17 protein-coding genes and 3 pseudogenes are annotated in these 22,201 nt (G+C 58.6%); 8 read left to right on the top strand and 12 right to left on the bottom strand.

From position 1 onward, the window contains the following. Window positions 1–101: 101 nt before the first annotated feature. The 3 genes and pseudogenes from ML_RS13405 to ML_RS17040 form a co-directional block, all read right to left on the bottom strand. Window positions 102–293: a hypothetical protein gene (locus ML_RS13405; protein WP_041323534.1), complete on the bottom strand. Its 192-nt coding sequence runs from the start codon at window positions 291–293 to the stop codon at window positions 102–104. A gap of 752 nt (window positions 294–1,045) precedes the next feature. After that, window positions 1,046–1,287, bottom strand: a pseudogene (locus ML_RS13400) (hypothetical protein); the annotation flags it as partial. Window positions 1,288–1,396: 109 nt separating this feature from the next. After that, the gene (locus ML_RS17040) at window positions 1,397–1,549 is read right to left on the bottom strand and encodes a hypothetical protein (protein ID WP_156517103.1); all 153 of its coding nucleotides are present in this window, start codon (window positions 1,547–1,549) and stop codon (window positions 1,397–1,399) included. Window positions 1,550–1,924: 375 nt separating this feature from the next. Between ML_RS17040 and trmB the strand changes: the two are divergent. The 3 genes and pseudogenes from trmB to mmpL3 all read left to right on the top strand — a co-directional run. Beyond that, window positions 1,925–2,611, top strand: a pseudogene (trmB, locus tag ML_RS13395) (tRNA (guanosine(46)-N7)-methyltransferase TrmB); the annotation flags it as partial. A gap of 76 nt (window positions 2,612–2,687) precedes the next feature. Continuing rightward, window positions 2,688–3,421 (top strand): annotated as a pseudogene (locus tag ML_RS13390) (NYN domain-containing protein). Window positions 3,422–3,486: 65 nt separating this feature from the next. Next, window positions 3,487–6,354 (top strand): trehalose monomycolate exporter MmpL3, encoded by a 2,868-nt coding sequence (mmpL3, locus tag ML_RS13385; RefSeq protein WP_010908997.1) that lies wholly within the window; start codon window positions 3,487–3,489, stop codon window positions 6,352–6,354. A 42-nt stretch (window positions 6,355–6,396) separates the two neighbouring features. On the opposite strand, the gene ML_RS17035 is transcribed toward mmpL3, so the two are convergent. From ML_RS17035 to ML_RS17025, 3 genes are all read right to left on the bottom strand, one after another. Continuing rightward, entirely contained in the window at window positions 6,397–6,594 is a 198-nt protein-coding gene (locus ML_RS17035; RefSeq protein WP_111481112.1) for a hypothetical protein, read from the bottom strand. Between the two features lie 260 nt (window positions 6,595–6,854). Beyond that, a complete protein-coding gene (locus ML_RS17030) occupies window positions 6,855–7,082 on the bottom strand; it encodes a hypothetical protein (protein WP_231846658.1) in 228 nt (75 codons plus the stop codon). A 133-nt stretch (window positions 7,083–7,215) separates the two neighbouring features. Further along, entirely contained in the window at window positions 7,216–7,368 is a 153-nt protein-coding gene (locus ML_RS17025) for a hypothetical protein (protein ID WP_231846657.1), read from the bottom strand. A 281-nt stretch (window positions 7,369–7,649) separates the two neighbouring features. On the opposite strand from ML_RS17025, the gene ML_RS13375 reads away from it, so the two are divergent. The 3 genes from ML_RS13375 to ML_RS13365 all read left to right on the top strand — a co-directional run bounded on the left by ML_RS13375 (window position 7,650) and on the right by ML_RS13365 (window position 12,920). Next, window positions 7,650–8,753: a lysylphosphatidylglycerol synthase transmembrane domain-containing protein gene (locus tag ML_RS13375; protein WP_172591937.1), complete on the top strand. Its 1,104-nt coding sequence runs from the start codon at window positions 7,650–7,652 to the stop codon at window positions 8,751–8,753. Between the two features lie 613 nt (window positions 8,754–9,366). Continuing rightward, window positions 9,367–12,411 carry an MMPL family transporter gene (locus ML_RS13370; protein WP_041323530.1) on the top strand — a complete coding sequence of 1,015 codons (3,045 nt, stop codon included), beginning with the start codon at window positions 9,367–9,369 and terminating at the stop codon, window positions 12,409–12,411. Further along, window positions 12,408–12,920: a hypothetical protein gene (locus ML_RS13365; RefSeq protein ID WP_010908994.1), complete on the top strand. Its 513-nt coding sequence runs from the start codon at window positions 12,408–12,410 to the stop codon at window positions 12,918–12,920. The genes ML_RS13370 and ML_RS13365 overlap by 4 nt, the downstream gene beginning before the upstream one ends. A 78-nt stretch (window positions 12,921–12,998) precedes the next feature. On the opposite strand, the gene ML_RS13360 is transcribed toward ML_RS13365, so the two are convergent. Beyond that, complete coding sequence (locus tag ML_RS13360) at window positions 12,999–13,688, bottom strand: hypothetical protein (protein ID WP_010908993.1); 690 nt, start codon at window positions 13,686–13,688, stop codon at window positions 12,999–13,001. Continuing rightward, window positions 13,685–14,323, bottom strand: a complete 639-nt coding sequence (locus ML_RS13355) for a hypothetical protein (RefSeq protein WP_041323526.1) — start codon at window positions 14,321–14,323, stop codon at window positions 13,685–13,687. Before ML_RS13355 ends, ML_RS13360 begins: the two co-directional genes overlap by 4 nt. Window positions 14,324–14,418: 95 nt before the next feature. Here ML_RS13355 and ML_RS13350 point away from each other — a divergent pair, with 95 nt between their 5' ends. Then, on the top strand, window positions 14,419–16,422 hold the full coding sequence (locus ML_RS13350; RefSeq protein ID WP_010908991.1) for a M13 family metallopeptidase: 2,004 nt from the start codon (window positions 14,419–14,421) through the stop codon (window positions 16,420–16,422). 260 nt (window positions 16,423–16,682) lie between these two features. Here ML_RS13350 and ML_RS17645 read toward each other — a convergent pair whose 3' ends face one another. From ML_RS17645 to ricR, 4 genes are all read right to left on the bottom strand, one after another. Beyond that, entirely contained in the window at window positions 16,683–16,811 is a 129-nt protein-coding gene (locus ML_RS17645; RefSeq protein ID WP_269147040.1) for a hypothetical protein, read from the bottom strand. Window positions 16,812–17,868: 1,057 nt separating this feature from the next. Next, a complete protein-coding gene (locus ML_RS13345; RefSeq protein WP_156511972.1) occupies window positions 17,869–18,024 on the bottom strand; it encodes a hypothetical protein in 156 nt (51 codons plus the stop codon). A gap of 1,521 nt (window positions 18,025–19,545) precedes the next feature. After that, window positions 19,546–19,779: a hypothetical protein gene (locus tag ML_RS13340; protein WP_041323521.1), complete on the bottom strand. Its 234-nt coding sequence runs from the start codon at window positions 19,777–19,779 to the stop codon at window positions 19,546–19,548. Window positions 19,780–19,997: 218 nt separating this feature from the next. Beyond that, window positions 19,998–20,348, bottom strand: coding sequence for a copper-sensing transcriptional repressor RicR (ricR, locus tag ML_RS13335; RefSeq protein WP_172591936.1), 351 nt, complete (start codon window positions 20,346–20,348; stop codon window positions 19,998–20,000). A gap of 120 nt (window positions 20,349–20,468) precedes the next feature. Here ricR and ilvD point away from each other — a divergent pair, with 120 nt between their 5' ends. Next, on the top strand, window positions 20,469–22,163 hold the full coding sequence (gene ilvD, locus ML_RS13330) for a dihydroxy-acid dehydratase (protein WP_010908989.1): 1,695 nt from the start codon (window positions 20,469–20,471) through the stop codon (window positions 22,161–22,163). Window positions 22,164–22,201: the final 38 nt, after the last annotated feature.

Below are 22,201 nucleotides of genomic sequence, written 5' to 3'. Positions count from 1 at the left end.
GCGTTATGTACAGATGTACAGGTTATCGTGACCAACTTGTTGCGGAAGGCCGGGGCAGGTATAAGCCTCCTCACAACGAGGATTCGCCAGCCTGAAAAACGTTAGGAATTGTCGCCAACCGCTGTTGCTGCTTGCAACTCACCCAATTCTGGACGCACAACATCGAGCGCGGCTTGCGCTGCCGACATTATTCCGAACACGCCGGCGCGGTGCTCAACGCCGACTCGGGCCAGTACCCGAGTCGCAACCAGCTCTTCCACCGTGACTCGCAGCGCCGGCGTTACGTCGCCCACCCGTCAGTCCATCACCTCGCGGTCACGTAACAAACCGCAGATGTTGACCACCACGACGGTTAACAGCCAATCTGGCCACCAAGCGTGGACTGACCCATGCGGCCTCTAGCCCAAATCCAGACCGGCCACCAGTCAATCCAAAGATCAACGGCGCCCCTAAATCCACATCCGGCACCTAACAAGATCATCCGCTAAAGTTTCTTATCGCCGCAATTTCAGCAGCAGGTCCGGGACGTCGAACGCCGACAACACTTCGAAGGCTAGCGGGACCAACACGGCATCCCATCACCTAAGCTACCTTGGCGAGGTGAGGGTGTACTATGATAACGTCGTTTATCTGTACGACCTGGCCGCGTGTATACGCTTCAGAACCTGGCCATATACCGCCGAGATAAACCGGCGGTGTTCTTATTAAGCTTTTATTAACGATAAAACCGTCTATTATGTCTATTATACGGTGTTTTTAACTAGCCGCACGCCGACGAACAACAATCGCGTGCAAAGTCAGACAACTGGACCCAAGCCTGCTGGATCAGACCGCACAACCTAATGATCCGGCTCGGATTTAGTATTGGCTCCGCTCCCGCAGGGTCGTGCTGCACGCGACGAGTCACCCCATACCCACACCAGGCTTTGGCCTATGGCCCAGCGCGCCATTGTGTTGGTCCGCCCGAGGAGAGTCCACAAGCACGGCATCTACCAAATCGTCGGTCTGTGGTTCACCGAAAATCAGGCCCGTCGTCCGTCATCCTGAGCAGCACACAATCCGATTCCGCCAGTTCAGCTACTGCAGAAACGACAAACAACAGCGGCAGCGGAGCGTCGCCGTGCCCCTGGTAGGTCAACTCGATGAACTTGTGCTGCGGCAAGCGTTCGCTTAGCGACGCTGCCACACCAGTTACGCTGGCTATCCATGGTTAAGTTTAACTGGTACCACCTCACGGCGATTAATGAATTGATGAACTTCGGGCCGCTGCCACCGCGGCGCAAACAGGGCGACCGGGTCTCGTCAGCTGCGCTGATAACCGCTACTCTATAGCGCCACCGGGCGCAGCAGCCCAAGACCAGAACCGTAGCGATTCTTTGACGATATCCGAGCCGCATTAACGATGCAGCTCGCTCAACGAACCGAGGTTTCCGATGCTATAGCGCTGCCAGCGCGCCACCCGCGACAGATGGGCGGCAAGATCGTCAGCCAGGGCGCCGACAAAAATCTGGTGCCCCCGTTCTGTCACGTCCCCGCTGGCCCGAACCAATTAGCCCGATCCTCTTGACCCCTTGCCGTTTTTTCTTCTCAGGTCGCAAATTCTGCTTCATCGCCCAGCTAGGTTAGTTTGCTGGAGGCCGATCACACACTACCGAATGGTCGCACCTCCGTTGCCGAGATGTGAGCTATCGTTGCCAGTTGAAAGCAACTGTTGGATATCAATCTGGGCCAGGGGCGGCTACGTTAAGGATTCATACGCCACCATGGACAAATGCATGAACAACCCGGGGTGAGGTTACGTCTCGACACGCTTGTAACGGCGCGGAACCCAGCTAGCCCAAGCTGCGGAGCGGACTCGCACCCGTCGTTAGAGCCGCGTGAGACAAACCACTCTGAGCCTGGCTTCGAACAAAGTGGTGTGGCACGCCATCTACCAGCCACTGCTTTTCGTAAGCGACGCTCCGCCTTATCACACGCCCAGCGGCAGACCTGGGAGCGGTTGTGGCCGGAAATAGGCATTTCGGCGGTGTCCCAAACCCGCAGCGCCGAGCGGCTAGACACCGGAGCGTGGTTCGGGCGTTCCACCTTAGTGGTACTCGAGGTCGGCTGCGGCAGCGGCACTGCAACGCTGGCCATGGCGCAGCACGAACCCGACATCGATGTGATCGCAGTAGAAGTTTACCGTCGCGGATTGGCGCAGCTGTTGTGCGCGATCGACCGAGACCAGGTGCACAACATCCGTATGATTCATGGGAACGCGCTCTACGTGCTGCAGTACCTTATCGCACCAAGGTCGCTGACCGGTGTTCGTGTCTTTTTTCCCGATCCATGGCCGAAGGTTCGCCACCACAAACGCAGGTTCCTACAACCGGCCACGGTTGAACTGATCGCTGACCGGCTACTCCCCGGTGGGGTCCTGCACACCGCGACGGACCACCCCGACTACGCAAAACAAATCGCCAAATTCGGCGACGGCGAGCCACTGCTGAGTCGTGCTGATGGCAGAACCCAGCTGCCAATTTCAACCGTTCGCCCAACCACCAAGTACGAAACGAAAGCGCAGCATGCCGGCAACGTCGTTACCGAGTTGATTTGGAAAAAACGCAGTTGATTTGCAAAAAGTGAAGTTGATTTGCCGAAAACTCGAAATTGATCTCGAAAGCAATGCAATCGATCTTGATAAACCGATGACTATCCCAGTGACCGAAGAAGCAACCGTTGCGGCGGTCCTGGAAACACCGGAGCCGCCTGCACCGACGGCACGATCCGGCAACTGCGTCGAGGCTCGGGCTAGCTTCGCCCCCCCAGCCAGGTGTGTGATGCTGATATGGGATGCGCCCAACCTCGATATGGGCTTGGACGCCATTGTGGACCACCACCACCGGAACGCCCTGGAACGTCCGTGTTTCGATGCGCTAGGTCGCTGGCTATTCACCTGTAATACAGAAGTCGCGGTCGGCTATCCAGACAGCACGATCGGACTGAAGGGCACTATGTTCACCAACATAGCGCAGGCCAGCGCCGACGTGGTTCGGCTTTGGGTGGACACGCTACGTAACGTGGAATTTGTAATTTTCGTCAAGCCGAAAATTGACGAAGACAGCCACATGCTGGGCCGTATCAAGGGGCGGTACAACGAAGGGCTGGCAGTGCAGGTGGTGGTCTCCGCGTACAGTCAAGCGTTACGCCAAACACTGGAAAGAACCGCGCACGCCGTAATCGATGTTCAAATGATCGGATTTCGTGAACACACTAGTTGGGCGCTAGCGTCGGCTATCTTAGAGTTCGCCGACCTGGAGGACATCGCGGGTGTTTTCCGAGAGTCATTGCCGCGAATCAGCCTAGATTCGCTGCCTGCACAAGGGGAGTGGTGCGCGCCATTTCCCGGCCGATGGCTGCGTTATTAAACTCGAGTGTGTGACACTGGCGCGTTGAAAAACCGAAAAGGCACTGCGCGGGTCGCTACAGATCCAGTAAGGAGCTTACGTGTTCGCCTGGTGGGGTCGAACTGTGTACCGCTACCGATTCATCGTAATCGGGATCACGGTCGCTCTGTGCCTGTGCGGCGGAGTTTTCGGGCTGAGCCTAGGTAAGCACGTCACGCAGAGTGGTTTCTACGACGACAGTAGTCAGTCGGTGAAAGCCTCAATCCTTGGTGACCAGGTCTATGGCCGGGACCGAAGCGGCCACATCGTGGCGATCTTCCATGCGCCCGACGGCAAAACCGTCAATGACCCGGCATGGGCGAAGAAGATCACCGATGAACTTAACCAGTTCCAGCGAAACAACTCCAATAAGGTGACGGGATGGGCCGGCTACTTGCGCGCATCCGATACGACCAACACGGTTGTTCAGGGCATGGCCACCCCGGACAAAAAGTACACGTTTGTGTCCATACCCCTTAAGGGGGACGACGACGACACCATCCTCAACAACTACAAAGCCATAGCTCCGGACCTGCAAAAACTGGACGGTGGTACCGTCCAGCTCGCTGGCCTCGACCCAATCGCCAACGCCTTGACCAGCACCATCGCCACCGACCAACGGCGGATGGAAGTCCTGGCGCTGCCGCTGGTGGCAGTGGTGTTGTTTTTGGTGTTCGGCGGCGTAATTGCAGCCTGCTTGCCAGTTATGGTGGGTGGCCTGAGCATCGCGGGTGCACTAGGCATCCTGCGCTTCATCGCACTCTTCGGACCAGTGCACTTTTTTGCCCAACCGGTGGTTTCGCTGATTGGCTTGGGCATCGCGGTGGACTACGGTCTCTTCGTGGTGAGCCGGTTTCGCGAGGAGATAGCAGAAGGCTACGATACCGAAGCTGCGGTGCGACGCACAGTGATGACGGCAGGGCGCACGGTGACATTCTCAGCGGTGCTTATTGCCGCATCGGGAGCTAGCCTGCTACTGCTACCGCAGGGCTTTGTCAAGTCGCTGACCTATGCTCTTATCGCAGCGGTGACACTTGCGGCTTTATTGTCGATCACGCTGCTGCCTGCATGCTTGGCAATCTTGGCCAAACATGTTGACGCACTCGGCGTGCGGACCCTGTTCCGGGTGCCTCTCCTACGCAACTGGAGGATGTCGCACGCCTGTCTCAACTGGCTCGCGGACCGCCTGCAAAAGACCAAGACCCGCGAAGAAGTCGAAGCTGGCTTCTGGGGCAAGCTCGTCAACTTCGTGATGAAGCGGCCCCTAGTTTTCGCCATACCGATCGTTATCGGTATGATCCTGCTAGTTATACCGCTGGGCAACCTCTCATTCGGCGGCATGAGTGAAAAATACCTGCCACCCAACAACGCGGTGCGGCAGTCACAGGAACATTTCGACCAGCTCTTCCCGGGGTATCGCACCAATCCGCTAACGCTGGTTATCCAGACCAGCAACCATCAGCCCGTCACGGACCAGGAAATCGCTGACATTCGTAGCAAAGCGATGGCGATCAGCGGGTTCATCGAGCCGGACAACAATTACGTGAACATGTGGCAAGAGCGCACCGTGGCGCCGGGCGCATCGAAGGATCCGTCGGTCAGGGTCCTGCAGAATGGCTTGATCAATCCGAATGACGCGTCGAAGAAGATCAACGAGCTACGCAGCATCACGCCACCAAAAGGCCTCACGGTATCGGTCGGTGGCACCCCGGCACTCGAGCAGGATTCGATTCACAGCCTGGTTGCACAGGCCCCGCTGATGGTCATTATGCTGATTACCACCACAATGCTATTGATGTTCTTAGCGTTCGGGTCGTTCGTCTTGCCGATCAAAGCCGCGGTGATGAGCGCACTCACACTTGGGTCCACGATGGGCATCCTGACGTGGATCTTCGTCGACGGGCACTTATCCAAATGGCTGAACTTCACGCCGACACCGTTGATGGTGGTGATCATCGCTCTCGTCGTTGCGGTCGGCTATGGCTTGGCAACCGACTACGAGGTGTTCCTAGTATCCCGAATGGTGGAGGCGCGCGCAGAAAGCATGTCGACCCAGGAGGCCGTCCGGATCGGCACCGCGTCCACCGGCCGGCTCATCACCGCGGCAGCGCTGGTCCTTGCCGTGGTCGCCGGTTCGTTCGTATTCTCTGACCTGGTAATGATGAAGTACCTGGCCTTCGGGCTGATGGCAGCGCTGTTGCTGGACGCGACCGTAGTGCGTATGTTCTTAGTGCCGTCGGTAATGAAACTGCTTGGTGACGACTGTTGGTGGGCTCCTCGCTGGGCTCGGCTCCTGCAGAACCGCATAGGGCTGGGCGAAATTCACCTGCCTGACGAGCGCAGGCGGCCGACTGTCAGCGGGCGTCCCGTTCGGCCTCCGGTCACAGCGGCTAGCCTAGCCGCTCCAGCGTCGCGAGTACCGCGTGGCCCTACTCACCCCGCCACGCTGGAGCCGTCGCAGCGGGCACGTTCAGGCCTGGCGAGCCGGCCGCAGATCAAACGGCCTCAGGAACTGCCTTCTGGCGCAAGCACCGCGCGGATACAGATGAGGCCGAGCCAGTCGGTGGAAGCGACAACGACCCGTCTGTCGGTACCTGGCAACGCCCCGACCACTGCAGCGGTGTCCAGCAGCCAAGGCGTGCAAGCCGTACCGCTCGCTGCAACGCGACATCCGTTACCAACCCCGTCACCGGCCTCCGGTCAGACGCGGGCCATGCCGGTTCCGGCGAACCGCTCCAGCGACAATGCGAGCGAGACAGCCGAACCCACAACAGCTCTGCCGATCATGCGGCCACAGGACAACGATTCCGAAGTTGCCACCGAGAAGTTAAACGCCCTAGGACAAGGCGATAATTCGCGCCAGCACCGCCGCGCCACCGGTGGTGGTATTAGTGCGCAGGATCTGCTGCGCCGCGAGGGACGACTCTGAGCCTCACTCCTAGCATTTAGCATTCTTTGGGGTTATCCGGTTTCACCTGGCTGAGGCCGCCCCATCAGCGTCGGTCTGCTGACCTGCCACGGCGGATGGATCCGGAGCCAGCAGTACCGACGATCCCCGCAGCTGGGCCGGTGGAAAAGCCAGCCCCACCCGGCGGTTAACGATCCCGACCGGACCCATAACGAACGGTCGCAGCACACGAGTTTCGACTTGGTTTACCGGGACAAGCAAAAACTAGCGTGATTAAATCGTAGACGATTCCCTTGTCGAGCTAGTAGGCGACCACCACGGCCAAAAATCGGCGATAACAGACCTAACAGCGGGATTAAGCCGCCGAAAACACCGTGAAGCCGATGGCAGCGCAAGTGGCACATCCATGGCTGCCCAACACTGCACCCACCCCGGCTGCGCCGGTCCTGGCCACCAGAAATGTCTCCAGCACGCATCCGATTCAGTGACCCGGATACCGGGTCAGCATGGGCAAGGTATAGTCACGACTTGCCGCCAGCATCTTGTCGCAGATAATAACCGGGAAAATCTTGGCAACGTGCTGCCAGATAGGGGACGCCGTTCAGGAAGAAAATCAGCGCGAACAGCACCAGCACAGCCGCCGTAACCAACTCGGTGATGACGTCCACAATGGCCCGTGCACCCGCAAGCCAACTTCGCTTGGCTGTTGTGCAGCGCCTGGATCGCAGCGTTGCCCGCGTTGTCGACAATCTGTTCACCCTGCGAATGCGCCGAATCTTCGATCAACCATCTGCGGGTGTTTTCGATACTGTGGGTCACCTGCTCGGTGAGATTGGGCAACCCCCACGACGACTTGGCTGATTACAGATGTTCAAATGCCGCTCAGGAATCACGAATCCGCCCAGCAAGACCAACAACGATACCGCGGTGCAGACCTTGGACGTCCAGCCATTTCAACACCGGCACCAACAACGCGCTGATCATTAACGCCAACAGCACCGGCACAACGATGACTTCAAGCTTTTCAGCACCCAACTAGTAATAACTAGTAAAGCGATCACCGACATCAACATGACTAGCAAACACCACACCCGGCCGTGATCTTGCGGACCCGAGGCACAACCGACGCTTCGCCAACATCCACCAACCCTAGCCGGCCCTCTGGCTGGCCCCAACCGCTTTTACCAGGCCTCCGAAAACCAGCCCCACAAGAGGCACAGTGAGCTAGCACGATCTAGTCACGACTCTAGACCAACCCTGACACAGTCGAAGATACGCTACGATTAAGATCGCATATGCACGGTTAGTCTAAATATGTGTCACATGCCGCCCCTGTTCGTAGACTCCTCCAGCGTGTGGGGGTGTCGCCTGCTGGTGGTGGCGAGGCTCCGCCCGGCAAATACTGGTGGGTGCGGTGGGTGGTCCTCAGTCTCGTGGCCATCGTTCTTGTTGTCGAGCTGGCACTGGGATGGGACCAGTTGGCCAAGGCCTGGACGAGTGTGTATGAAGCGAACTGGTGGTGGCTGCTTGCGGCGGTGCTGGCCGCGGCCGCAGCAGTGCACAGCTTTGCCCAAATTCAGCGTACCTTGCTGAAGTCCGCCGGGGTGAACGTAAAGCAATTGCGGTCCGAAGCCGCGTTCTACGCTGCCAACTCGCTGAGCACCACGCTGCCGGGCGGTCCGGTGTTGTCGGCGACGTTTCTGCTCCGTCAACAGCGCATCTGGGGTGCGTCCACGGTGGTGGCGTCGTGGCAGCTGGTGATGTCGGGTGTGTTGCAGGCGGTGGGATTAGCGCTGCTCGCGTTGGGAGGCGCTTTCTTTCTGGGCGCGAAGAACAACCCGTTCTCGTTATTGTTTGCACTGGCCGGTTTCGTCACGTTGTTGCTGCTGGCCCAGGCAGTAGCGTCGCGACCGGAGCTGATAGAAGGGATCGGCCGGCGGGTTTTGTCGTGGGTTAACTCGGTACGCGGCAAATCGGCCGATACCGGCCTGGATAAGTGGCGCCAGACGCTCACTCAGCTCGAATCGGTGAGCCTGGGCCGTCGCGACTTGGCGATGGCATTCAGTTGGTCACTGTTCAACTGGATCGCCGACGTGGCCTGCCTGGGCTTCGCCGCTTACGCTGCGGGCGACCATGCCTCAGTTGCCGGGTTAACAGTCGCCTACGCGGCCGCTCGCGCGGTTGGAACGATACCACTTATGCCGGGTGGCTTGTTGGTCGTCGAGGCGGTGCTGGTGCCGGGTCTGGTATCGAGCGGCATGTCGTTGCCGAGTGCCATTTCGGCAATGCTGATCTACAGGCTGATCAGCTGGTTACTCATCGCCGCTATCGGCTGGGTAGTGTTCTTCTTCATGTTCCGGACCGAGAACGTCACCGACCCTGACGACTTAGGATGTAACCCTGACCAACCGCTCGACTAGCGGTCACACAGATAGATCACCACCTCGGAACGCATCTTTAGCAGACCCGCCTGCGATTATCTTGAAGTTCATTGCCACCTCTACCACCTCCGGGTCAGGAGGCAGATGGCGGTAATTAGCCGACTTGCTGTGATCACAAGGGGCCGGGGAGCAGCACGTTCACGATGGGCTATATGGCCTGAGTGTCACTCAAACGATAGTGCCGCAGCGATGGAACCATCAGGCAGGCCCGGCGGGCGCGGCACCCCTGCACCGACTGCATAAGACCTATCGCCTGCGATACCTGGTCCGCAATACCTGTGTTCATGGATAATTCCTACGGTTTGCGGCTGTACGCCGAATCAGCACTACTTGCAAACAGCTGCTATCTACGGCGTGTGTCCCCTGACGCACGCGCAGCCACCTGCCCGGCCCACACCCCGCGCACCGGCAAGCCGCCGCCAGCACAGATGGCTAAAATCCCACTCACCCGTAGACTCACATCAGTATTATCGGCATCGTTGCCTCCGTAACTTAGCTGCCGATCAGTCGATCCGGTCCACAGCATGCTGCGGTACGCTCACCTGCACATGCACAGAGCGAGAAGGCGGGGAGAGAAAAAATCCAGCAGTTGATGATGCGCCTGAGCAGCTACCTGCGTCGGTTCCGCTGGTTGGTCTTCACAGGCTGGTTACTCGCTCTGGTCCCGGCAATCTACTTGGCGATGACGCAGTCGGGGAAGCTCACCGGTGGTGGGTTCGAAGTTGCCGGGTCACAGTCGCTGCTGGTCCACGATCAGCTGCAAGAGCAATATCCCGACCAGGGAGCTGTTTCGTTGGCCTTGGTGGCTGCTCCCCGCTCGGATGCCAGCTACCAGGACATGAACGACGCTGTCGCACTGCTAAGACGGATTGTCAGCGAGTTCCCTGGCGTGTCGGAAGTGCCCAACCCCACCCAGCTGCCGCCGCGACCCGATCGGCCGTATGGTGTGTCACTGCGTTTGGATGATCGCAACTCGGTCACTAGCGATGTCGCCAAGCAACTACGCACCAAGGTAGGTATCAAGGGCGACCAAGCGGGGCGGACCGCCAACGGCAAAGTGCGACTCTATGTTATCGGGCAGGGAGCACTCAGTGCCGCTGTGGCGGCCAACAGCAAGCACGACATCGCCGAAGCGGAACGATGGAACCTGCCGATCATTCTGATCGTCCTGCTCGCGGTATTTGGTTCGCTGGCCGCCGCGGCAGTTCCGCTAGCCTTGGGCGTTTGCACCGTCGTGGTCACCATGGGCTTGGTCGACCTAGTGTCGATGCACACCATCATGTCGGTGTTCGTGACTTCGACGGTGTCGATGTTTGGCATCGCTCTGGCCGTTGACTACTCCTTATTCATCCTGATGCGTTTTCGCGAGGAGCTGCGGTCCGGTCGGCAACCACAGGAAGCTGTCGACGCCGCGATGGCTACTTCCGGGCTCGCGGTGGTGCTGTCCGGTATGACCGTCATCGCCTCGCTCACCGGAATCTATTTGATCAACACTGCGGCGCTGAAGTCGATGGCGACCGGAGCGATTCTGGCCGTTGCTATCGCTATGCTGGCATCGATTACCTTGACACCCGCGGCTTTAGCCACGTTCGGCCGGGCTGCTGTCAAAAGGTCAGTGCTGATGCACTGGTCGCAGCGGTCGGAGTGCACCCAGTCCCTGTTCTGGACCCGCTGGGTGGGGTGGGTGATGCACCGGCCGTGGATTTCGGCGTCGGCGGCGTCGACCATCCTGATTATCATGGCGACGCCGGTGACATCGATGATGTTGGGCAACAGCCTGCTGCGGCAGTTCAACTCTTCGCACGAGATCCGTGCGGGAGTGGCGGCCGCGGCCCAAGCGCTCGGTCCAGGCGCACTGGGGCCCGTTCAGGTACTGATCACCTTTCCTGACGACCCGAACACTCAAGCATCATCACCCAAACACCGCCAGACAATCGGGGCTATCCGCAACAGGATGCTACAGGCTAAGAACGTCATGTCGGTAGCACCACCGCAATTCGCCGACAATAATTGCAGCGCGTTGCTAGGTGCGGTGTTGTCGGTCGATCCCGAGGACCTGGGCGCCCGAGAAACCGTCGATTGGATGCGTACGGAGCTTCCTAAGGTTCCCGGCGCGGCCCACGTAAATGTCGGCGGACCGACCGCGCTGATCAACGACTTTGATGACCGGGTGGCCAAGACGGAGCCGCTGATGCTGGTCTTCGTCGCACTGATCGCGTTCGTGATGCTGTTGATCTCGATCCGCTCGGTGTTCCTAGCATTCAAAGGCGTGCTGATGACATTGTTGTCGGTGGCCGCCGCCTATGGCAGCTTGGTGATGGTGTTCCAGTGGGGCTGGCTGGAGAACCTCGGTTTCACACACATCAATTCGATCGACAGCACGGTTCCCCCACTGGTGCTGGCGATGACCTTCGGGTTGTCGATGGACTACGAAATCTTCCTGCTCACACGCATCCGGGAACGTTTCCTGCAAACCGGGCATACTCGCGACGCGGTCGCCTACGGGGTGAGCACCAGCGCACGCACTATTACCAGCGCTGCCCTGATCATGATCGCGGTGTTCGTCGGCTTCGCGTTCGCCGGCATGCCGCTAGTGGCAGAGATCGGCGTGGCGTGCGCCGTCGCGATCGCGGTTGACGTGACTGCGGTGAGACTGGTTCTGGTACCGACGCTGATGGCGATGTTCGCGCAATGGAACTGGTGGCTACCCCGCTGGTTGTCCCGGGCCTTACCCGCCGTCGACTTCGACAAGCCATTCCCGCCGGTCGATCTCAATGAGATCGTAGTTCTCCCCGCTGACATCTCAGCAACCAAAGTGCCCTGTGGCGACCTGCGGATGGTGCTCAAGTTGGCGGCGAAGCTCAAGAACCTGGCGCCGGACGCAATCTGCGTGGCCGACCCACTCGCCTTCACCGGGTGTGGGCGCAACAACAAACGATCCGACCGGGTTCTGCCAGGCGCTGCTACGCAAGAATCAGAAGAGGACCCCGCAATGGGTAAAGCCAGCGATAGCACCGCGGCACTTACTGCAGCTCAGGTAGGCCCGGTGACCAGAACCAACGGTCACTGGACGGCCAGGAATCTTGTCATCGGCTTGACGCACCGCAACAGCATTACGCGAGTAATGCCCTGGTCTGACCGGCCGGTTCATCCGTTCACTTTGTGGCGTAGCCGGTTCTCAGTCGCCATCGACGCGCTGGAGGCGCATATAGCCGTGCAAGCCGACGCCCCCGATCAACCAAATTACCAGCGGTGCAGCCCGGTGGAGACCGCTCACGTCCAACTACCCACCGGCGATCGGTTGCTGATCCCCACAGGCGCAGAAACGCTACGCCTGGTGAGCTATCTGATCATGTGTCGTAACAGCATCCGCGACTACGCCGAATTGGCTGACATGGTCGATGCGATAGAGCCCGAGACTGCGGCCGTAGTGCTAACCGAGCTAGATAGATATTACTCTTGTCAACTACCCATGCGGCAATGGATGGCAACCCAGTTGGTCCGTCGGCTCTCGGACCCCCATCCCGTTGACCTCACTGAAGATCAGTGGTCTGATCCGGATAACAAGGCAGAATGGCAGGACGTCAGGCAGCGTTGTCTGTCAGTGGCTGTAGCGATGCTCGAGGAGGCGAGGTGACGTTGGCCGACGACCACCGACGCCCCGCAGCGCCGCCGGAGCAGCCTGCGGCAGACCAGGGTCGCTACGACCCCGATCAGCCGGTGGAGTTCTGGTCTACTGCCGCCATCCGCTCGGCACTGCACGCCGGTAGCATCGAGATCTGGAAGCTGATTACCGCCGCAGTCAAACACGATCCATACGGACGGACGGCCCACCAGGTGGAAGAAGTCCTCGAGGGCACACGGCCGTATGGCATTTGCAAAGCGCTCGGTGAGGTGCTGCAACGCGCTCGCACCCACCTCGAGATCAACGAACGCGCTGAAGTTGCCCGCCACGTGCGACTGCTGATTGATCGCTCTGGCCTGGGGCACCAAGAATTCGCCTCCCGCATCGGTGTGGCGCCCGAGGGTCTGGCCAGCTACCTGGACGGCAGCACCAGTCCGTCGGCCGCATTGATGGTCCGGATGCGCCGGGTGTCGGACCGATTCGTCAAGGTCAAGGCCGCACGTTCGGCCAACAGCGACTAAAGCCGAAGTGCCCGGCTCTCCCCCGCAAGCAGGAAGTATCCCGCCTAGCACCGCACTCTACTGCACATTGTCGCCGACCTAGCGGGCGTTGATCGATAGTACGTCGGTTACCAGCCAGTCACTGCCGCGCTTGATCAATGTCACCCGCACTGCGGGTGCCGCCTGACTGGGTGGCTGACCCGGCGTGTTTTGGGTTACCCGCAGAATCACCGCGACACTGGCCGCCGACGACCCAATGGCCTCAACTCCGGCCGCCAGTACGGAGGCTTGAGCAGTAACGTTGCGCCGGGCCAGATCGGCGCTGGACTTTCGGTATTGCTCCTTGAACACGCCCGCCTGGTCAGGCATAATCATTGCTGCTGCTCTATCAATGGAACTGGTCGGAGCACTCGGGGTAAACGACGCCATGGCCTCCGCCATCCCCGTGGCGATCTGCACTACTTCTCTGGAATCCAGACTAAAGTCGCGGTCCGGGGAAGTCCAGTGCATATATCCGATGAGCACCGCCGCGCACAGGGCAGCAGTACACACTGAGACGACTGCTAGACGCAATCCGGGCGCGTCATCATCAGTGCCAATGGTAACCGAATCACGGCGCAGCAGCCAGAAATTGACCCCGACACCTTCTACAATCAGCAACACCAGCACCGAGCACGCCGACACCCACCACCTTGGCCAGTCCAGTACCACCCCTATCATCACCAGCGCAGCGATCGCGACTAGCGGTGCCACGACGTCGAATGCCAGTAGCCGCCACCGGTTTCTCATCGGATTGACTCAAGGTGAGAGATCATCAGCTTGCCATCGACATCGGAGACATCGAGCCGCAAGCTCCAGTGCACCGTCGTTGGCTTGCCTCCTACGTTCTCGCTGACCGATGTCGCTACCAGCATCACCGAGTCGGTACGGGCCGCCGGAGGTAGCAGTTTGGTGGTCACCACGGGATGCGCTACACCGGGCTGCGTATCCAGGTCGTGGTGCACTGACTCGATCGCTACCGCTTCGATCTGGCCCCTGCTTTGTGTCTGCAGCTTCTCAACCACCTTCCGGTAAGGCTGAACGGCGGCGTCGAAATCAGTGTTAAGTTCTCCGACCGTTCCGGCATGCAGCCGCTGCAAACTGGCATCGACATTGCTGGTGTTCATATTTATCAGCACACCCGTCCAGTCGAACGCGGTCTGCATCACATGAGTCAGGTAAGCACGTTCAGCCGAGTTATCATGGTGTGCGCGCCAAATGACGACGCCGAACACAACTGCGGCCGCCGACAGCACCGCAAGAACGGTTGATGCGATACCGTACTGCGAGAAGACGGAACCGTCTGAGAGACCAGGATCGGAGTAGTCGGCAATCCCGGCAAACTCTTTGTGGACCGGTAGCTCTGTCTGCTCCTCGTCAGGCATGGCCGCTAGGGTACCCGGCGTCTTAGGCCAGTTCACGAGTAGGCACGGTCTCGGGCCGTCTCGAGCTGTAGTTGAAAAAATGCAAGGATGGCGTCGTGAATATAGAGGCCATCCGTTCGGGCATCGACCTCAGCTATGTCGACGCCAATACCCGACCCCAAGACGACCTGTTCGGTCATGTAAACGGCCGCTGGCTATACGAATACGAGATACCCGCCGACCGGTCGACCGACGGAGCCTTCCGCCACCTGTTCGACCAAACCGAAGAGCAGGTGCGCGACTTGATCACAGAAGCCAGCGGGACAGCCGCCGCAGGGGAGACCGCGGAGGCCGACGCACAGCGCATCGGTGACTTGTACGCCAGCTTCCTCGACGAGCAAACCGTTGAACGCAGAGGGACCCAACCCCTGCTGGAGGAGTTGGCCTTGATCGATAACGCCACCGATACCTCCGATTTGGCCGCCGTCCTTGGCGCGTTGCAACGCACCGGGATGGGCGGCGGCGTCGAAGTCTATGTGGATACCGATTCCAAAGATTCGACCCGTTACCTGCTGCACTTCAGCCAATCAGGCATCGGGTTGCCCGACGAGTCCTATTTCCACGATGATCAGCACGCCGAGGTGCTGGCAGCCTACCCTGAACACATCGCACGAATGTTCACTCTGGTGTATCGGGGCGAACGCTACCAAGATCCCCGATGCCACGCCAAAACCGCTGCTCGCATCGTGGCGTTGGAGACCAAACTTGCCGACGCGCACTGGGACGTGGTTAAGCGCCGCGACGCCGACTTGTCCTACAACCTGCGCACGTTCGCCGAACTACAAAGCGACGGTGTGGGCTTCGACTGGTCCGCCTGGGTGACCGCGTTGGGCAATACGCCAGAATCAGTCACTGAATTAGTTGTGCGCCAACCTGATTATCTCACCGCGTTTGCTGCACTGTGGGAAACTATTAACCTCGAAGACTGGAAGTGCTGGGCACGTTGGCGATTGATCCGCGCCCGCGCCCCCTGGCTGACCGACGACTTGGTTGCCGCGGACTTCGATTTCTATGGACGCCTGCTGACCGGCGCCGAGCAAATCCGTAACCGCTGGAAACGAGGGGTTTCGCTGGTAGAGAACCTAATGGGCGATGCCGTCGGAAAGCTTTACGTGCAAAGACATTTCCCGCTGCACGCCAAAGCCCGCGTCGATGCCCTGGCGGACAATCTGCAACAAGCGTACCGAATCAGTATCAGCGAATTGGCCTGGATGACGCCACAGACTCGAGAGCGCGCGCTGGCCAAACTAACCAAGTTCACCGCCAAGGTTGGCTACCCGAAGAAGTGGCGGGACTACTCTCAGCTGGTAATCGACCGGGACGACCTCTACGGCAACTGCCAACGAGGGTACGCAGTCAACCACGATCGCGAGCTGGCCAAGCTCGGCGGTCCGGTGGACCGTGACGAATGGTTTATGACGCCGCAGACGGTCAACGCGTACTACAACCCAGGAATGAATGAAATCGTTTTCCCCGCAGCTATTCTTCAGCCGCCGTTCTTCGACGTCGAGGCCGACGACGCCGTCAACTACGGTGGGATCGGGGCAGTGATCGGACACGAGATCGGGCACGGCTTCGACGACCAGGGAGCCAAATACGACGGCGACGGCAATCTGATCGACTGGTGGACTGACGACGATCGCACCGAGTTCAACACTCGCACCAAGGCGCTCATCGAGCAATATAATGTGTACACCCCTCGGGGGCTCGACGACCACCACGTAAATGGCGCTTTCACCGTCGGTGAGAACATCGGCGATCTGGGCGGGCTGTCCATCGCACTACTAGCCTACCAGCTGTCGCTGAACGGCCAATCAGCTCCTGTTATCGACGGTCTCACCGGCGTACAGCGCGTGTTTTTCGGCTGGGCACAGATGTGGCGGTCCAAATCTCGAGACGCTGAGACAATACGACGGTTAGCCGTGGATCCGCATTCACCGCCAGAGTTCCGGTGCAATGGCGTTATCCGTAATGTTGACGCCTTTTACGACGCCTTTGACGTAGATGAAGACGACGCACTGTTCCTGGAACCTCAGCTCAGGGTCAGGATCTGGAACTGACTGCTCCCAGCCCCTCAATCAGCCCGGGAACATACTTGTGCCAGGGCATACTAGCGTGTAGAAGTCTAGCGATTTGGTGGACGTCAGTATGTTCGGGGCGACGCCCGGGGTGCGACTGTGGTCATTGGCGACGGTGTAGTCGAGCCCAAATCCGTTGGGCAACGATTATTCCGTGCTTATTCCGTTCGGGAATTTATTGTCTCGGTGATTTCGACGGTCGCGTCGATGCTTCCTGCTGCAGTTGTGATCCGGGCGTGTCCTCACCCGCCGGCGAGTCCGATAGCGTGCGCATCTTCGATGCTGGCACGCACCTCACCGTCAGCATCCCGTTTGCCCCAAGACGAATCGGAGACATGTGCGGTGGCCGTGTAGGCGCGCCACTTGCCCATCGATAGGCACTTGCAGGAAACGCCGAAGTTGTCAGCTGAGACGGTGTTTTAGTTAGCTCCTGTAACTAGTCCAGCATTTCAGAGATTTCCAAGAAGATCTTATGGTCAGCGTGGCTAACAAAAGTGAAGTCAGCCTGGTATGTTATGGATGGTGGATGTTACTCTGGACGGGCTGGCCAGGATCGCGTGTAACAGCGCATTGTCGTCGGCGTAGCCGGCACACCGAACGGCATCGAGATGACACCAATCCAGTCAGTCAGGGACTGACCCACTACCCCAAGAACGCCTCGATATAGGCGACGGTCCTGCTTGGCGGCATCTCGTAGCGGCCGCAGGGCCACGTCGTCGATGCCGCCAAGTGATCCACACCTGCTGATCCCAATCTGTTGGTGCGAACAGTGTTTCTAGCAAATTTTCCAACAGCGAACTACGCAGTGGAAAGCCGCTGTGCGGAAACTTGCAATTGAAGAACGTGGCTTGTAGCTTCTCGAATTGCGAGAGCGTGGGGAGCACATAGGGGCAATTTCGGTCAGCGCAACGTCGACAGCCACCATCAGTTCCAGGTCCTGGAACGCCTCGCGGCAGGAGGCCGAATTGGCCAGCGAATGGGCAGTACTGCTGCTTTCGACGATTATGGCCCAGAATCGGCCCGTTCGAGCAGTAAGGATCTCCTCGGAGACGGCAGCGGCAGGATGTTATCCCCACAATGATGGGGATCCGGTGACTAGCGTACAGCCAAAGTCCGTGCTGAACAGCGGAACGAAGGACGAATGCAGGTGTTGGCTTCCCTTTTTCGCGAAATTTCCGGTGAGTATCCATATAAACTTGTTCAGATACGAGCACAGCATGCTGTTCTACACTTGATGAATCATGATATCTTCGAACACCGCAACGTTGGATGCGGTGCACATGCGACGCACGGTGATCCGTAACAGCTCTTTGTCCTTACAGCAGTGCGGCGCGTAGTCAGCGACTGAGACAGTTTGCAGATTACCGCGGACGTCGATGGCATCATGTACGTGCTCAACATAAAAAATACTTCGTCACAAAAGCTTTTCTATACCAGGATAGTAGCCAGGGCGGCCAGAAACCAAACGACAGAGCTGGGGCGTACCCACAAAAGATGAAAGTCCGCCATCATTGCGTTGTCAGTGACGTCAGGGCCGGTGACAATCATCGCGCAGGCCTGGTCTTTGACAATCTCGCCCGACACCAGGAGACCCCGAATAAACTCTGCTACGTTTACGGATTCTTATCCCACGAACACCGATCCCTCGGCGAGATCAGGCGAGCACGATTGTTCTGGTAGTAGTCTAATCGAAACTCCTTATTGCAAGTATAGCAGTCCACACCAATGGCTATAAATGTCAGTTTTTCACTGCCCCCGTGACCAATTATCAACACTTTTAATTGCACATTGGTGCTCCTATTGTCTGGTAAGAGAACTCCTCAAGCGTGGCGGAAAATCCTCCAAAATTTTCCGAAAAAACGAAGACGACATCGATAGTTTTTGGTGTATAGATTTGGACAGAATTCGGGTGTTTACAAAGAGTGGATTTTGTGTACTGGACCGCGTGACCGTCACATATACCCATCTGCGCGCCGTAGTTCTGTGTGTAACTCTAGATAGAACTCTTCCCTACAACGGGATAGCCGCTACTAAAGTTGTCGTAGGAATCACCTCAGCGTTGCTGAGGCTGAAGTTGATGCAGCTATGGCTGACATTGAGCACGCCCTGATCGTTGAACGACCACGGTGCACGAAATTACCGCTGTTGTCGATATGGACGGCGCCGGTGACCGTCACCTTGTAGCCCCACGACGAGTTAACCGAAATTTCCATACGCCGGGGAATTCGTAACCACCTACGGCATTGCCTTCTCCAGAAGGTACTTATGTGTTGTTTAGAGACAGCATACTGCATATAACCCCGTAGCGCGAACCTTTGCCAGCATCGTTGCGACGCGGTACCTTCGCAGCGGTGCTCACCGCGGTGGTTGGCGGGCCAGAAGTTGATCTGGTGTCAACGAAACCGAATCAGGCTCATTTCTATAGTACTACCTGCCCAACACAGGTGGAGGCGACGAAATGTGGATGGCTCTTTCGGCCATTCCAGCGTAATCGACTGGCCCCGAGAAGTCGATGATGAGCGGCTTGGCCACATCGGCCATCGCATCATTGATTGGATTGAATGCCGGTGGCCAGAATAGCGCCTTCGATAAACGGTGACGGATCCTGTTCCGGCCACTGGACCAAGTGGCCACCGGCAGGACCAACGGGTTCGGCGTCGATGGTGCCAACCAGCCCGGCAACGGTAGGGCGTTAGCGGCTATAGGGGCCACACTTGGGTCGCCGATAGTATGAGTCCCAAATTCACCAAGGCAATGCCGGTGCTGAACACTAACGTAAGCACCGATACCAATTGAGGAGATAAGCAGGTTTTCCCACGGCTTCTCTCGTCTGATGAGACGACATGCATCCCTTCTAGTCAAATACGCCTGCCAGTGTGGCATAGTGCGCAGACCAGTTACCTAATTTCGTGACCCCGGGAAAGCTAATGGACGACTAATTCACGTCACTGCAAAGTTCAGTCGTCGTGTGACGTGATCGCCGGGACGTCCAACAGCTACCGGCGGAGGTCAAGGGCAGGGCCGCCGAGACCAACAGCATCAGCGCCACGCTGCGCTCTAATATAATAATCTACCTGCCATGAGCCCCACTCGATCCGCCGTCACCTACAGCCCTGACGCACCGTCGGGGTCGTCTGCGCCGGTGAGTGTCCCCGCGGAGCGATGGCCGGTGACGCCTACCGGCGTGAGCATGATCACCGTTATCAACCGGCGCTTGCGGTAGATAATGCCTCGATGGGCCGACGCACTAACGGGAATGGTCGTCAGAGCCGCTAACAGCGCATACCAGGATACTGGGGCAACTAGTAACAAGCTTAAGCTGAGATTCCATGCGACCATCGATATCGTCTCTACAGGCAAAAGTTCTGCGGTGATATATAAGGAAAAGCCGCTGCGGACAGTAATGCAAATTGCGTAGCAATCCGGGGCTTCCAAGGTCGTACGCCGACGGTGGTAGCGGTAGCCATCCAGGTGGGCTGTAGTTTCAGCTAGGTTTGTCGATTTTGTGGGTAACTAGTGCCGCGCAGGGTCACGCCGTCCCCCACTGTAAGCACAGATCAGGAACGAACAAGGCGTGCGATAGCGGCCGAGGCTTCGGCAAATTTGTCCTCGGCCTCACTGCCTCCCTCGGCGACGGCACGGCTGACGCAGTATTCCAGGTGTTCGTCGAGTAGATTAAGCGCCACCGACCGCAATGCATTACTGACAGCGCTGATCTGGGTGAGGATATCGATACAATACTTGTCCTCATCAATCATACGCGCGATGCCCCGCACTTGTCCCTCGATACGTCGCAGTCTTTTAGCGTAGTTGCCCTTCTGCTGCGAATATCCGTAGCGATTGTCATCTTCCCGCACCGTATCCTCATTCAGTCCCTCGCCAAGCCAACCTAATACCGCGCTCAACATCTGGCTTACGATCGACCTTGGTTGCCAACTTCGGCGCGATCGCCGATGATCTAGCATACCTCATACCCCAACTGGGTATTACCCGCCGATTTTGGGCACACTTACGCCGCGCATACTTAGATGATGCCCCCTGACATCAAACCCCGCAGCCGCGACGTTACCGATGGCCTGGAGAAGGCCGCTGCTCGTGGCATGTTGCGCGCAGTCGGCATGAACGATGACGACTTCGCCAAGGCGCAGATCGGAGTTGCGTCATCATGGAACGAGATCACACCTTGCAATCTCTCGCTGGACCGCCTGGCCAAGGCGGTCAAGGAGGGGGTATTCTCGGCCGGCGGTTATCCGCTTGAGTTCGGAACAATTTCGGTTTCCGACGGCATCTCGATGGGGCACCAGGGGATGCACTTCTCGCTGGTGTCGCGCGAGGTTATAGCGGACAGCGTCGAAACCGTAATGCAGGCCGAGCGCCTCGACGGCTCAGTGCTTTTGGCTGGCTGCGATAAATCACTACCCGGAATGCTGATGGCCGCCGCACGTCTCGACCTCGCGTCGGTATTTCTCTACGCCGGCTCGATCTTGCCCGGACGAACCAAGCTCTCCGACGGCACCGAACACGAAGTCACGCTCATCGACGCATTCGAAGCGGTCGGCGCGTGTTCTCGCGGATTAATGCCCCGCGCTGATGTCGACGCCATCGAGCGGGCGATCTGCCCCGGCGAGGGGGCATGCGGTGGCATGTACACTGCCAACACTATGGCCAGCGCAGCAGAGGCGCTGGGTATGTCCTTGCCGGGCAGCGCTGCGCCGCCGGCAACAGACCGTCGCCGTGATGGCTTCGCGCGGCGTAGCGGGCAGGCCGTCATCGAACTGCTGCGTCGCGGTATAACCGCTCGCGACATCCTTACCAAGGAAGCGTTTGAGAACGCGATCGCGGTGGTGATGGCGTTCGGTGGCTCGACCAACGCGATCCTGCATCTACTGGCCATTGCCCATGAGGCCGACGTCACCTTGTCGCTCGAGGACTTCAGTCGGATCGGATTTAAGGTGCCGCATATAGCCGACGTTAAGCCGTTCGGCCGGCACGTGATGTTCGACGTCGACCACATCGGTGGTGTGCCGGTGGTAATGAAAGCACTTCTGGACGCAGGTCTACTGCACGGTGATTGCCTGACGGTGACCGGTCAGACGATGGCCGAGAACCTAGCCTCCATTGCCCCGCCAGACCCGGATGGCCAGGTGATCCGCACGTTGCATAATCCAATTCATCCGACGGGAGGCATTACGATCCTGCGTGGATCGTTGGCACCTGATGGCGCGGTGGTTAAGACGGCTGGACTCGACTCCGATGTGTTCGAAGGAACTGCAAGGGTTTTCGACGGAGAACGGGCCGCGTTGGACGCACTCAAGGACGGCACCATCGCCAAAGGCGATGTTGTGGTTATCCGCTATGAAGGCCCGAAAGGCGGCCCGGGGATGCGCGAAATGCTAGCCATCACCGGTGCCATCAAAGGTGCCGGGCTAGGCAAAGATGTTCTGCTACTTACTGACGGCAGGTTCTCTGGCGGAACGACCGGCTTTTGCGTAGGACACATCGCGCCGGAAGCTGTCGAAGCGGGACCAATCGCATTCCTGCGTGACGGCGACCGGGTCCTGCTAGACGTTGTCGGCTGCTCCCTCGATGTGCTGGTCGATCCAGTCGAATTTTCCTCTCGGAAAAAGGATTTCATTCCTCCTGCGCCACGCTACACCACCGGTGTGCTTGCCAAGTACGTCAAGCTCGTCAGTTCGGCGACGGTCGGCGCGGTCTGCGGTTAGCCTTCGCCAATACTGACCGCATCCGGCGCCAGCCTTTC

The sequence above is a fragment of the Mycobacterium leprae TN genome (assembly GCF_000195855.1).
In the GTDB taxonomy this organism is placed as follows: Bacteria; Actinomycetota; Actinomycetes; order Mycobacteriales; family Mycobacteriaceae; genus Mycobacterium; species Mycobacterium leprae.
Note: the sequence above shows the minus strand (reverse complement) of the source record. Positions and strands in the feature narration are given on the sequence as shown.

Excerpts from the sequence above, each read along its gene's own strand:
- ML_RS13355 (WP_041323526.1), bottom strand. The coding sequence starts at position 14,323 with ATGCCTGACGAGGAGCAGACAGAGCTACCGGTCCACAAAGAGTTTGCC.
- ilvD (WP_010908989.1), top strand. The coding sequence starts at position 20,469 with ATGATGCCCCCTGACATCAAACCCCGCAGCCGCGACGTTACCGATGGC.
- ML_RS13360 (WP_010908993.1), bottom strand. The coding sequence starts at position 13,688 with ATGAGAAACCGGTGGCGGCTACTGGCATTCGACGTCGTGGCACCGCTA.
- ML_RS17645 (WP_269147040.1), bottom strand. The coding sequence starts at position 16,811 with ATGGGCAAGTGGCGCGCCTACACGGCCACCGCACATGTCTCCGATTCG.
- ricR (WP_172591936.1), bottom strand. The coding sequence starts at position 20,348 with ATGTTGAGCGCGGTATTAGGTTGGCTTGGCGAGGGACTGAATGAGGAT.
- ML_RS13370 (WP_041323530.1), top strand. The coding sequence starts at position 9,367 with ATGATGCGCCTGAGCAGCTACCTGCGTCGGTTCCGCTGGTTGGTCTTC.
- ML_RS13340 (WP_041323521.1), bottom strand. The coding sequence starts at position 19,779 with ATGGTCGCATGGAATCTCAGCTTAAGCTTGTTACTAGTTGCCCCAGTA.